The following is a 12125-nucleotide window of genomic DNA, read 5'->3' on the forward strand; positions in this document are numbered from 1 at the left end:
TAGACTGGACAGCGACCTTCCGAGGAGCCCTACCGATGACCGACGCGCCTGACGCCGCGCCCGCCGACCAGACCGACACCACCGCAGAGGACACGTTCGAGCAGCGCGCTGTTCGTCTCGCCAAGCGGGAACGCCTCATTGCCGACCGGAAGGACGCTGCCGGGGGCGCCTTCCCGGTCGCCGTGCCGGTCACCCACACGATTCCGCAGCTCCGCGAGATGTTCCCCGAGCTGGAGCCCGACACCCAGACCGGCCTCGTGGCAGGCGTGGCCGGGCGCGTGGTGTTCAGCCGCAACACCGGAAAGCTCTGCTTCGCCACGCTGCAGGCCGGCGACGGATCGCGGATCCAGGCCATGGTCTCGCTCGCGAACGTCGGTGAGGACTCGCTGGCGGCCTGGAAGGAGCTCGTCGACCTGGGCGACCACGTCTTCGTGCACGGCGAGGTGATCTCCAGCCGCCGCGGCGAGCTGTCGGTCATGGCCGACGACTGGTCCATCGCCTCCAAGGCGATCCTCCCCCTCCCCAACGTCTACGGGGACCTGAACGAGGAGAGCCGCGTCCGCAGCCGCTTCCTCGATCTCATCGTGCGCGAGCAGGCCCGAACGACCGTGCGCGCCCGTGCCGCGGTGAACGCGAGCCTCCGCTCGACGTTCACAGCGCACGGCTTCCTCGAGGTGGAGACCCCGATGCTGCAGGTGCAGCACGGCGGTGCCTCCGCGCGCCCGTTCGTCACCCACTCGAACGCGTTCGACACGGAGCTCTATCTGCGCATCGCGCCGGAGCTCTACCTCAAGCGCGCAGTGGTCGGCGGCATCGACCGCGTGTTCGAGATCAACCGCAACTTCCGCAACGAGGGCGCGGACTCCACGCACAGCCCGGAGTTCGCGATGCTGGAGGCATATCAGGCATACAGCGACTACAACGGCATCGCGGATCTCACGCAGGAGCTGGTGCAGAACGCGGCTGTCGCCGTCGCAGGGTCGACGACGGTGACCTGGGCCGACGGCACCGAGTACGACCTCGGCGGCGAGTGGGCGCGCATCTCGATGTACGACTCCCTGTCGGCAGCGGCGGGACGGTCCTTCACCCCTGCCGATCCGATCGAGGAGCTCGTCGCGTTCGCCGAGGCGAACGGTGTCGAGGTCCCGCCGCAGGCGACGCACGGCAAGCTCATCGAGGAGCTCTGGGAGCACTTCGTCAAGGGCGGGCTCGAGCGTCCGACCTTCGTGATGGACTTCCCCGTCGACACCTCCCCGCTCGTGCGCGAGCATCGCTCGATCCCCGGCGTTGTCGAGAAGTGGGATCTGTACGTGCGCGGTTTCGAGCTCGCCACCGGGTACTCGGAGCTCGTCGACCCGGTGATCCAGCGGGAGCGCTTCGTGGAACAGGCGAAGCTCGCTGCTCGCGGTGACGTCGAGGCGATGTCGGTGGACGAGGAGTTCCTTCGTGCCCTCGAGCACGGCATGCCGCCGACGGGGGGCATGGGCATGGGCATCGACCGCCTGCTCATGGCCGTGACCGGTCTGGGCATCCGCGAGACGATCCTCTTCCCTCTGGTCAAGTAGGGCTCCCGGCTTCGTTCGTCCCCGCACGCTGAAACGCCCATTCCGGCAGGATCCCGGCGTCGATCGTTGCCCGGAGGATGCGGCAGAGGGAGTGCTCCGGATCGATCGCCGCCGCGAGATCCAGGTAGTGCGCCGTGTGCGTCGAACGCCCGAGCGCCCAGGCCAGCCAGGCCGCGGTCGCCAGGACGCCGGGGCGCGTCGCGCGCGGGGCCAGCGCCGCCAGGTTGCGTGTCAGCAGGAGAGCGATGCCCAGCCGATCGGGATCCGGCCGTGGCCCTCGGCCCAGGAAGACGTCTCCCAGGCTGGCGGAGATCGGTGCGCGGCCTGCGGACACGGCGAGCTGGGCGTCGAGGGCGACGGAGCCCGCTTCGCCGCCCCGCGTCCACTGGACGAGGGCGACGTCGCGGAAGACCGGGCGGGCGAGCACCCAGATCAACGTCGCAGAGACGAAGGGCGGGCGGCTTTCCGGCGTCTCCAGCGCATCGTCGAGGACCGCAGGAAGATCGTCGAGCGAGAGCATCGCCGCGAAGGCGCGAGGATCCACCTTCGCACCACGTCTGCCGCCCGCGCGAGGCGGGCCGGCGTCGACCGCCCTCTCGAGCTCGCGCAGCGCCTGGGCGACCTGGTGCCTCTCGGCCCGATCGGCGGAGGGGAGGTACGCCCCGCTGCGCTGATCGGCGCCGATCCCTGCGAGACCCGGCACCTCCGGCGTCGGCGGCAGAGCATCGTTCGCCCTCACGGCGGCGAGCGGGTCGAGATAGTCGGCCCAGCCCTCGGCGCCGACGCAGAGCGCCTCGACGATCCGCAGCCCACAGGCGCGCGCACGGCGGATGATCTGCTCCGCGATCGGAGTGCCGGGGAGAGCACCGTCGGGGACGGCGCCCGGTGTCAACGCGTCGTCGGTGAACACCGCGATCGCGATCGCATCGGTGTCCGGCACGCGGCAGGCGAGACCGACAGCGGTCGCGGCGACGGCCTCGACGTCCGCGGAGTCGAGCGACGGCGGCGACGGCGCGTCGAAACGGAGCGCGGAACCTGCCCTGCTCCCCGCGAAGGGCAAGAGCACGACGCTCCGTCGCGGAGCGAAGCCCGTGAGCACGGGGATGGCGGAGAGGAGCTCGGCGGCGCCGGACGCATGCAGGATCGTGGTCATGCAGAGCATCCTCCGCGGATCGTCGTCGGCGATTCCGAGGTTCTGCGTGATCGGTGGAGAACTGTTCGGATCTCGAGTCCGTGCAGGAACCACGGCGCCAGAGGAGCCACGAGGGCTGTGGATCGTGCCGCCGAGCATGCCTCCTCGGCGGCACGGGCGACCCGGGGGCGTGACGCGTACGATGGGAGGATGGATGACTTCTGGATGGCTGCGGCGTGGTCGATCCTGCCGACCATCGTCGTGAGCGCGATCTTCTTCTTCGTGCTTCGCGGGATCATCCGTTCCGATCGCACCGAGCGGCGCACGCACGCGCGCATCGAGGCCGAGGAGCGGGCGGCTCGCGGTCTGCCCCCGCGCGCTTCCTGAGCGGTCGCATCGCGCAATGGCCGACGGCGTCCGCCGTGGCCGCTACTGTGAGACGAAGCCGCCGAGGGGCGGAAGGAGTCCGGCAGCAGGAGTGGGATGTTTCTCGATGCGTGGCCCTGGTGGGTCGGGGCGTTGGTCCTGCTGATCGACATCTCGATCCGTGTCACCGCGATCATCGTCGTCCCGCGCAATCGGCGACCCACCGCGGCGATGGCCTGGCTCCTGGCGATCTACTTCATCCCGATCATCGGCGTCTTCCTGTTCCTGCTCATCGGCAACCCGCGTCTGCCCCGAGCTCGGCGGCGCAAGCAGGAGCGGATCAACGAGTACATCGCCGACACGAGCGCGTACCTCGAGCTCGGGACTCTGCGCCCCAACGCCCCGGAATGGTTCCAGGCGCTGGTCCGCATGAACCAGCGCCTGGGAGCTCTGCCGCTTTCCGGAGACAACAGCGCCCACCTGATCTCGCGGTACCAGGAATCGCTCGACGCGATGGCCGATGAGATCCGGCAGGCGAAGGACTACGTCCACGTCGAGTTCTACATCCTCCAGGCCGACGCCTCGACCGACAATTTCTTCCGCGCGCTGGAAGAGGTCACCGCCCGAGGCGTCCCGGTGAGGGTGCTGCTGGACCACTGGGCCAATCGCTGGAAGCCGAACTACCGCAGGACCATCGCTCGGCTGCAGGCGATGGGGGCGGACTGGCATCTCATGCTCCCCGTCCGTCCGCTCCGCGGAGACACCCAGCGGCCCGACCTCCGCAACCACCGCAAGCTCCTCGTCATCGACGACGAGGTCGCCTACGTCGGCTCGCAGAACGTCACCGACTCGAGCTACAACCTCCGCAAGAACATCAAGCGCGGCCTGCACTGGGTCGACCTGATGGTCCGCCTCGACGGCCCCGTCGTCGCGAGCGTCAACGCGGTGTTCCTCTCGGACTGGTACAGCGAGACCGATCAGGTGCTGCCCGAGACCGACTTCCTGCGGGCCAAGCGAGGGACCGGCGACCTGGACTGCCAGGTCGTGCCATCGGGCCCCGGGTTCGAGGTCGAGAACAACCTCCGTCTCTTTCTCGGGCTGCTCTACGCCGCGCAGCGGAAGATCATGATCGTGAGCCCGTACTTCGTTCCGGACGAGGCGCTGCTGCTGGCCGTGACCGCCGCGTGCGATCGCGGGATCGAGGTGGAGCTGTTCGTCTCCGAAGAGGGCGACCAGGCGATGGTCTACCACGCCCAGCGGAGCTACTACGAGGCGTTGCTGCGGGCCGGCGTCCGGATCTGGATGTACCGCAGGCCGTACATCCTGCACACCAAGAGCCTCACGATCGACGACGAGATCGCCGTCATCGGGTCCAGCAACATGGACATGCGATCGTTCGGTCTCAACCTCGAGATCTCGATCCTCGTGCGGGGCGAGGAGTTCGTGACGGAGATGCGCGCGGTCGAGGACGAGTACCGCTCGCTCAGCCGCGAGCTCACTCTTGAGGAGTGGCAGCAGCAGCCGCTGCGCTCCACCGTGCTCGACAACCTCGCCCGGCTCACCTCCGCACTCCAGTAGCGCGGTCCTTCCCGTCTCCCGGGGGCAGACGCGCGCCCGCCCGCCCTCTACGCTGAGAGCATGTCACGCCGCTGGGGAGCCCTTCTCGTCTCGTCCGCCGCCGTCGCGCTCACGCTGGCGGGGTGCGCCGGCGGGGCCGGATCGACGCCGGTCCCGTCGGTGCCGAGCGAGGTGCCCTCCGCGCCCTCGGATCCGTCCGGAGCGCCGTCCGCGGCGTGGCTGGATGACGGACGTGCCGTCGCGCTCGTGACCTGGGGGTCCTCGTCCTGTCCGCCGGTCATGGGCGACGCGATCGCCCGGGGGCAGGAGGTGACGGTGGTCATCGAGGAGCCGCCTGCGGAGACGGTGTGCACGGCAGACCTCGCACCCAGGGCGAGCCTGGTGACGCTTCCCGCCGGTGTGGATCCAGCCCAGGACCTGACGATCATCGCGAAGGGGGCGGACGTCGACGCCGAGGTGACCCTCGCCGGAGACGCGACGCTCACGGGGACGCCCGGCGAGAGCACCGAGTTCCGGTCGAGCGCGGGATGGTACGACAGCCTGGGGATCGTCCTGCTCACCTGGGGGTCGTCCTCCTGTCCACCGATCGTCGAGGGGATCGACGAGAAGGCGGACGGCGCCACGGTCACCTTCCGCGACGAGGACCGGGTCTGCACCAGGGACATGGCGCCGCGGACGACCGTCCTCGACCTCGGCCGCGTGCCGGCGGAGACCGCCGGGTACACGTTGACACTCACCGGCGGCGGTCTCGACGGCACCGTTCCCGTCGTCGGACGCTGAGCGTCCTGCACGGCGACTTGCTCTCGGCCGACCCGGACCCGATCTAGAGCATCGTGACGTCGTGACCCGCGGGAAGCACGACGTGCAGCGCCCCCGGATCGATCCGGCACCGGATGCGGACGCCCTCGCCGAACTCGTCGCCGTCGAGCTCGACCGGGCGCGGGGTGTCCACCGCGGCCTCGGCCGCCGCCCCGCGCGCGAATCGCACGGACTTGCTCTCGCTGCCGAGACCGATGATCCAGCGGCCGGTCCTCGTCCGCCGCAGCACCGAGTTCTGCCACCATACGGTGCGCCAGACAGCCAGCCAGCCGAACGGCCCGCGTGGTCTGATGACGGCGACGTCGAGCTGCTCGTCGGCGATCGAGGCATCGGGGATCAGCGAGATTCCCGCAGGGAGAGCACCACAGTTGGCGAAGAGAATGCTGTACGCCTTGGTGGGGTGCAGGCGGCCGTCGTCCACAGAGTAGATGACGCGGAACGGCTTCGCGTTGGCGAGCGATCTGGCCGCCCCGTCGAGATAGGCGACCCAGCCCACCGACCTCTTCCAGTCGGGCCGGGTATTCGCGATCATGTCGGCGTCGAGGCCGATCCCGGCGAGCACCACGAACGCGTGCTCGCTGCTCGTCCCGTCGGCGCGGGCGATCTCCGCCCAGCCGATGTCCACCGGCAGCAGATCGCCGGCGAAGACCGCGCGGACCATGGCGGCCGGGTCGTCCAGCGGCAGTGCGAGGTTGCGCGCCAGCAGGTTCCCGGTCCCGCTCGGGACGATGGCCAGGGGGACGCCGGTTCCGGCCATGGCCTCCGACACCGCGCGCACGGTCCCGTCCCCGCCGGCGACGAGCACGGCGTCCACGCCGTCGTCCAGCGCCCGGCGGGTCGCCTCCTGGCCTGGGTCCTCGATGCTCGTCTCCCAGACCGACGGGCGGAGCCATCCCGCCGCCGCGGAGAGCGAGTCGACGAGCGCCCGCAGCCGAGGGGCGTCGGCCTTGACCGGGTTGACGATGAGAGCGGCCCGACGGCGGGGACGGGCGGCGGCACTCATGGCGTAAGCCTAGGCCTCACAGCCCGTCGGTCTCTGCGTGAGGTGGTCTGCGTGCGGTCCCGGCGGCTCTGACGAAGGCCCGGGCGGGCAGGGGAACCCCGCGGACTAGACTCGGACGGGTGATCGATCTCGCCCTCCTGCGCGACGAGCCCGAGCTCGTCCGGAAGTCCCAGGCCGCGCGCGGAAACGCGCCGGAGACCGTCGACGCGGCGATCGAGGCCGACCGATCCCGACGCGCCGCGCTCGCCGCGTTCGAGGAGCTGCGGGCCGAGCAGAACGCGTTCGGGAAGAAGGTCGCCGCCGCTCCCAAGGACGACAAGCCCGCTCTCGTCGCCCAGGCGAAGGAGCTCGCCGAACGCGTCAAGCAGGCCCAGCACACGGCCAACGAGGCCGGGGAGGCCGCGGCAGCAGCGCTCGCCCGCATCGAGAACATCGTGATCGACGGCGTGCCCGCCGGCGGCGAGGCCGACTTCGTCGAGCTCCGTCGGGTGGGCGAGATCCCGACCTTCGACTTCGCGCCCCGCGATCACCTGGAGCTCGGTGAGCTCCTCGGCGCGATCGACATGGAGCGCGGCGCCAAGGTTTCGGGCGCCCGGTTCTACTTCCTCCGCGGCATCGGCGCCCGCCTGGAGATCGCGCTGATGAACATGGCGCTCGACACCGTGCTGCGGCACGGGTTCGTCCCGCTGATCACGCCTACGCTCGTCCGCCCGGAGATCATGCAGGGCACGGGCTTCCTCGGCGAGCATGCGGACGAGGTCTACCGGCTCGAGGCCGACGACCTCTACCTCGTCGGAACGAGCGAGGTCGCGCTCGCCGGCTACCACAAGGACGAGATCGTGGATCTCTCCCGCGGTCCGCTGCGCTATGCCGGCTGGTCCACCTGCTACCGCCGCGAGGCGGGGTCCCACGGCAAGGACACCCGTGGCATCATCCGCGTGCATCAGTTCAACAAGCTGGAGATGTTCGTCTACGTCGCGGCCGAGGACGCCGAGGCCGAGCACGAGAGGCTGCTCGCGCTGCAGGAGGAGATGCTCACCTCGCTCGGGCTGGCCTATCGCGTGATCGACACCGCGGCCGGCGACCTCGGCTCCTCCGCCGCCCGCAAGTACGACGTCGAGGCCTGGGTGCCCACCCAGGACGCGTTCCGCGAGCTCACCTCGACCTCGAACTGCACTACGTTCCAGGCGCGCCGCCTCGACGTGCGTCACCGTCCGGCGAGCGACGATGGCAAGCCGGCGAAGACGCAGTATGCGGCGACGCTCAACGGGACGATCGCGACCACCCGGTGGATCGTCGCCATCCTGGAGACGCATCAGCAGGCGGACGGCTCCGTGCGCGTCCCCGAGGTGCTGCGCCCGTACCTGGGCGGCCTCGAGGTGATCCGGCCCGAGGGCGCGGAGCCGGGACCGGCCGCATGACCCGCCCCTGGCTCATCGGCCTCGACATCGACGGCACGATCCTCCTCCAGGACGAGACGTTCAGTCCCGGGGTGATCGAGGCGGTCGCCCGGGTGCGCGACGCCGGCAACGAGGTCACGCTCGCCACCGGGCGCAGCTGGATGGCGACCTCGCCCTACCTCGACGAGCTGGGGCTCCGGCCGGAGTACGTGGTGTGCTCCAACGGAGCCGTGACGCTGCGCCGCACGGTCGACGGCTACGAGCGATGGCACGTCGAGACCTTCGACCCCTCCCTTGTGCTGGGGCTCCTCGGCGATCGGCTGCCGGAGGCCCGCTATATGGTCGAGCTCGGCTCCGGGCAGCGTCTCTTCACCGACGAGCTGGACGACTGGAGTCTCGACGGCGGACGCCAGGTTCCCTTCGACGAGCTCGGTCGTGAGGAGGTCTCGCGCGTCGTGGTGGTCTCGCCAGGACACGCTGAGGAGGACTTCCATCGCCTCGTCGAGGAGGTCGGGCTCAACGAGGTCTCCTACGCCATCGGCTGGACGGCGTGGCTCGACATCGCGCCGCAGGGCGTGGACAAGGGCACGGCCCTCGAACGGGTCCGTGCCGCGCGGGGGCACGACGGCGATCGCGTCCTCGTTGCCGGCGACGGGCGCAACGACCTCGGGATGTTCGCCTGGGCGCGGCGGCTCGGCGGGCGTGCGGTGGCGATGGGCCAGGCGCCGGCCGAGGTGCGCGCAGCGGCCGGGGAGGTGACCGGTGACGTGATCGAGGGCGGGCTGGCGCAGACGCTCGCCACGCTCCGGACGGTCGATGCTCCGGCGGGTTGACGGGGTCTTTACAGGCCCTCTCCAGGAGAGCAGGTCACAATGAGGTCACAGCGCTCACCCGGGCGCGCCAGTGTGTCGGCTAGACTCGACGCCTGATCGGAGTGCGTCGACGCGCTCCGAGGAGGGTTGTCCGAGCGGCCGATGGAGCTGGTCTTGAAAACCAGTGGGCAGAGATGTCTCGTGGGTTCGAATCCCACACCCTCCGCAGGATGCTGAAAGGGACCGAGTGAGCGCGAACCCCCGATCGCGGCGCCCCGTCGCACGACACGGGCAACTCCGGCGCTCCGGCGCGTGGAGCCAGCTGATGAAGATCGTCGGCGTCGTCATGGCCGTCGTGCTGGTGAGCGGTGTCGGCGTCGCCGCATACGTCGTCTACGACCTGAACTCGACCTTCGTCTCCAACGCCGTCGAGCTGGAGGGCCAGGACTCGGTGCCGCCCGACATCGGAGCGCTCAAGGGCGGCGTGAGCATGCTCCTGGTCGGCACGGACAAGTGCGAGCCGGAGTACTCCCAGTACTTCGGCCTCCGCTGTGAGGAGGACGATGGCGGGGAGCGCAACGATGTCAACATGCTCCTGCACATCTCGGACGAGCCTCGTCGCGTCACCGTGATCACGTTCCCCCGCGACTTGATGATCCCGCTCCCGGAGTGCACGGACGACAAGGGCAACACCTCTTCGGCGACCTACAAGTCGGCGTTGAACACGTCGTTCGAGAAAGGGGGGCTGAGCTGCGCCGTGAAGGCCATCAGCGAGATCTCCGGGCTCGACATCCCCTTCGCCGCGAAGGTGACCTGGGGTGGTGTGATCGAGATCACGAACGCGATCGGCGGCGTCCCCGTCTGCATCGCGAACGGTCTCACCGACGAGTACACGGCGCTCAACCTCGCGCCGGGGACCCACAATCTCCAGGGGTGGGAGGCGCTGCAGTTCCTTCGCACCCGGCACGGCGTGGGTGACGGCAGCGACCTGGGCCGGGTGAGCAACCAGCAGGTGTACATGGCGTCCCTCGCCCGCAAGATCGTGAGCGAGGAGGTGCTGTCGAACCCCGGCACGGTGCTGCGGCTCGCCCGTACCGCCGTCGCCAACATCACGCCGAGCGCGACCCTGACCAATCCGGTGCTCCTCGCTCAGATCGCACTCGCGGTCAAAGGCGTGCCCTTCGACGACATCAACTTCGTCCGTTACCCGATCCTGACCGATCCCGACGACCCGAACAAGGTCGTGCCGGACGAGGTCAGCGCCGCGCAGCTCTGGACCGCGCTCAAGGAGAACCAGCAGCTCAAGGTCACGGGCAAGGACCAGGAGGCCGTGGTCAACGCGGACGGGTCCACGCTTGTGCCTGAGACGCCGGCGGACACGACGCCGGGCGACGGTGAGCAGATCACCCCGACCTCGCCGCCGGCTACGCCGGGCGTGGCCGTGCTGCCGGACACCATCAAGGGACAGTCCGCGGCAGAGCAGACCTGTTCGAACGGCGTCGGCTTCGGTCAGTAGACACGAGCGGGGAGGCACTCGTTCGGCCCGCCTGTGCCCCGTTTCGTTCGGGGTCTCGGATCCCATTCAGAGGACGCTCCGTCCGGGAACGCCGACGCCGCCGCGACCAGTGGTCGCGGCGGCGTCGGGCCGGCAGGCGCGAGCTCGCCGGTGGAGGGGCGGTCGCCCTCGAGGCCGACCGCGGGGGCGGGTTATCGAGGTTGGCGGCTGTCGGGGCTGATGTGCGGGAGGACGATGCCTCCCCCGTTTCCTCTCCCGCCACTGGTCCCTGACGGCCCCGGTCCTGTGCCGTTGCCGGGGGTTCCCGGCCTGGTGCCGTTCCCCGGGTGGGGCACGGCGGGGAGGCCGGGCAGCATCCGCCGGAGCTCGGCGACGGAGGGGAGCTGACCGATGAGCTCCCGGCTCGGCCTGTCCGCGGCGAGCTCCGGGTTGTGTGCGATGTTGAAGATCCGGTCACCGGGTCCGGTCCTGCGCCCCCAGTCGGCCGCATCGGGGTGGGTGGGGTTCGGCGGCCGATAGCGGGTGGCGCCGAGGATCCTCTGGGTGCGGATGGTCCCGACCGCGACCCATTCGTTGGTCCACGATGCGGCCGTCGCCTCCCATCGAGCGTGTTCTGCCCATGCCTGCCAGAGCGGGCCGTTGGCCGGGTCCGTCTGCGCGCGCGCCTCCGCCTGGTCCGCGAGGGCGTCGAGGCTCTGCCCGAGATGGTGGAAGTCTCCGCCGGGGTGGATCCGGTAGATCCAGGCCTCTCTGCCCTCGGCGCGGAGGTGCTCGGCCAGCCATGCCGCGGACTCGGCGGAGTCGGTGGTCCGGAGATAGGCGGATCCGTGTGTGCCTCCACTGGGCCCGGGCTGGTCGTCCTCTGCGCTGCCGAGCGCCAGCCGGAGCAGATCGAGATCCGTCCCGGGTGGGGTGAGGGGTGCGAAGCCGTTCCCGAGTGGGTCCTGCGGCGCGCGCGTGTCGACGTAGTAGAGGACGTCGGGCAGCTCGCCGTGGTACTCGCCGATGTTCAGGGCGTGGGCCGCGGGTGCGGCGGCGAGCGCGGCGAGAGCCGTGGTGGCCACGACGAGAGCGGTCGCGAGGCCGCGGCTCCTGACGCCTCGTCGGTGTTGGGGGGAGGTCGCGAGCGTCATCGAGGCGCACCCACCGCGATCCGGATGCTCTTGTTCTGGGGGTAGAGGTCCGAGTCCTGGTGATCGGTCGCGGAGCCGCCCCAGTACATGCCGCGGACGAAGGGGGTGATATTGACCTCATACACCCCGGAGATGCCGCCAAGGGCGAACTCGCGCTCCACCGTCAGGGCGTCCTTCTCCCTCTCCTCGTGGGTGTAGATGCGCTCGGCGAACTGCATCGAGCTTTTCTGCTCGCCGTTCCGCAGCAGGACGATGTCTCCGCCGAGAGTCACGTCCAGGTCGTTGTCGTGCCAGTGCAGACCGTCCATCCCGAGCAGACGGAGCTCGGCGTCCATGACGAGAGCTGGCGGGACGAGCCCCCACCACTTCAGCTTGAAGTACTGCAGCTTCGTGGCGGTGACCTTGACCTTCAGCGTCACCGGCTTGCCGAGCTCGTCTCTCACGATCCGCGCCGACGCGGTGACCTCCCCTCGCTGGTATCCGTTCTTCGACCGGATGAGGGCGGAGCCTTGGGACTCCGTGTACTCGGCCCCTGCGCTCTCGAAGCTCGACGTAGGCGTCGATGCGGATGCCGGCGGGGCCACGACCGCCGATGCGCCGGTGGCGACGAGCACGGCGATCGCCACTCCGCACCAACTGCGGGACGTACCAGGAAAACTCACGATCTCTCTCCTCTGATCTAACAGGTCTAGCTGGACTAGTCATATTAGAGAGGAGGGAAGTCTCAGGGCAAGAGTGGGCTCTTCCCGGTGAGTGTGGGGGAGCGGAAGTGAGGGCCATCGGGCGCCGCCGGGCCGCATC

General features: G+C 69.9%; 11 protein-coding genes and 1 tRNA gene. 8 read left to right on the forward strand and 4 right to left on the reverse strand.

Annotated features, from left to right (window positions below; all coding sequences use genetic code 11):
• The first annotated feature begins 35 nt into the window (after positions 1–35).
• A complete protein-coding gene (gene lysS / locus ACP15J_RS06110) occupies positions 36–1565 on the forward strand; it encodes a lysine--tRNA ligase (RefSeq protein WP_424936129.1) in 1530 nt (509 codons plus the stop codon).
• Here lysS and ACP15J_RS06115 read toward each other — a convergent pair.
• Positions 1558–2718, reverse strand: coding sequence for a DUF4192 family protein (locus tag ACP15J_RS06115; RefSeq protein WP_424936130.1), 1161 nt, complete (start codon positions 2716–2718; stop codon positions 1558–1560). The genes lysS and ACP15J_RS06115 overlap by 8 nt on opposite strands.
• 189 nt (positions 2719–2907) lie before the next feature.
• Here ACP15J_RS06115 and ACP15J_RS06120 point away from each other — a divergent pair, with 189 nt between their 5' ends.
• From ACP15J_RS06120 to ACP15J_RS06130, 3 genes are all read left to right on the forward strand, one after another.
• A complete protein-coding gene (locus ACP15J_RS06120) occupies positions 2908–3084 on the forward strand; it encodes a hypothetical protein (protein WP_424936131.1) in 177 nt (58 codons plus the stop codon).
• Positions 3085–3180: 96 nt separating this feature from the next.
• A complete protein-coding gene (cls, locus tag ACP15J_RS06125) occupies positions 3181–4641 on the forward strand; it encodes a cardiolipin synthase (RefSeq protein WP_424936132.1) in 1461 nt (486 codons plus the stop codon).
• 60 nt (positions 4642–4701) lie between these two features.
• A complete protein-coding gene (locus tag ACP15J_RS06130; RefSeq protein ID WP_424936133.1) occupies positions 4702–5421 on the forward strand; it encodes a hypothetical protein in 720 nt (239 codons plus the stop codon).
• A 43-nt stretch (positions 5422–5464) separates the two neighbouring features.
• Here ACP15J_RS06130 and ACP15J_RS06135 read toward each other — a convergent pair whose 3' ends face one another.
• Entirely contained in the window at positions 5465–6463 is a 999-nt protein-coding gene (locus ACP15J_RS06135) for a diacylglycerol/lipid kinase family protein (RefSeq protein ID WP_424936134.1), read from the reverse strand.
• Positions 6464–6582: 119 nt separating this feature from the next.
• On the opposite strand from ACP15J_RS06135, the gene serS reads away from it, so the two are divergent.
• The 4 genes from serS (at position 6583) to ACP15J_RS06155 (ending at position 10191) form a co-directional block, all read left to right on the forward strand.
• The gene (gene serS / locus ACP15J_RS06140) at positions 6583–7884 is read left to right on the forward strand and encodes a serine--tRNA ligase (RefSeq protein WP_424936135.1); all 1302 of its coding nucleotides are present in this window, start codon (positions 6583–6585) and stop codon (positions 7882–7884) included.
• Positions 7881–8696, forward strand: coding sequence for an HAD family hydrolase (locus ACP15J_RS06145; RefSeq protein ID WP_424936136.1), 816 nt, complete (start codon positions 7881–7883; stop codon positions 8694–8696). The genes serS and ACP15J_RS06145 overlap by 4 nt, the downstream gene beginning before the upstream one ends.
• A 120-nt stretch (positions 8697–8816) precedes the next feature.
• Positions 8817–8901 (forward strand) — tRNA-Ser (locus tag ACP15J_RS06150).
• Positions 8902–9000: 99 nt separating this feature from the next.
• The gene (locus ACP15J_RS06155; protein ID WP_424936137.1) at positions 9001–10191 is read left to right on the forward strand and encodes an LCP family protein; all 1191 of its coding nucleotides are present in this window, start codon (positions 9001–9003) and stop codon (positions 10189–10191) included.
• Between the two features lie 191 nt (positions 10192–10382).
• On the opposite strand, the gene ACP15J_RS06160 is transcribed toward ACP15J_RS06155, so the two are convergent.
• Together ACP15J_RS06160 and ACP15J_RS06165 are read right to left on the reverse strand one after the other, a co-directional pair.
• Positions 10383–11255, reverse strand: a complete 873-nt coding sequence (locus ACP15J_RS06160) for a hypothetical protein (protein ID WP_424936138.1) — start codon at positions 11253–11255, stop codon at positions 10383–10385.
• Between the two features lie 65 nt (positions 11256–11320).
• The gene (locus tag ACP15J_RS06165) at positions 11321–11986 is read right to left on the reverse strand and encodes a hypothetical protein (RefSeq protein ID WP_424936139.1); all 666 of its coding nucleotides are present in this window, start codon (positions 11984–11986) and stop codon (positions 11321–11323) included.
• Positions 11987–12125 lie beyond the last annotated feature (139 nt).

Source organism: Microbacterium sp. S308A+ (genome assembly GCF_049800815.1).
Lineage (GTDB): Bacteria > Actinomycetota > Actinomycetes > Actinomycetales > Microbacteriaceae > Microbacterium.

Bases quoted from the DNA above. Each gene is read 5' to 3' on its own strand.
- lysS (WP_424936129.1), top strand. From the start codon at position 36: ATGACCGACGCGCCTGACGCCGCGCCCGCCGACCAGACCGACACCACC.
- ACP15J_RS06115 (WP_424936130.1), bottom strand. From the start codon at position 2,718: ATGACCACGATCCTGCATGCGTCCGGCGCCGCCGAGCTCCTCTCCGCC.
- ACP15J_RS06120 (WP_424936131.1), top strand. From the start codon at position 2,908: ATGGATGACTTCTGGATGGCTGCGGCGTGGTCGATCCTGCCGACCATC.
- cls (WP_424936132.1), top strand. From the start codon at position 3,181: ATGTTTCTCGATGCGTGGCCCTGGTGGGTCGGGGCGTTGGTCCTGCTG.
- ACP15J_RS06130 (WP_424936133.1), top strand. From the start codon at position 4,702: ATGTCACGCCGCTGGGGAGCCCTTCTCGTCTCGTCCGCCGCCGTCGCG.
- ACP15J_RS06135 (WP_424936134.1), bottom strand. From the start codon at position 6,463: ATGAGTGCCGCCGCCCGTCCCCGCCGTCGGGCCGCTCTCATCGTCAAC.
- ACP15J_RS06145 (WP_424936136.1), top strand. From the start codon at position 7,881: ATGACCCGCCCCTGGCTCATCGGCCTCGACATCGACGGCACGATCCTC.
- ACP15J_RS06155 (WP_424936137.1), top strand. From the start codon at position 9,001: ATGAAGATCGTCGGCGTCGTCATGGCCGTCGTGCTGGTGAGCGGTGTC.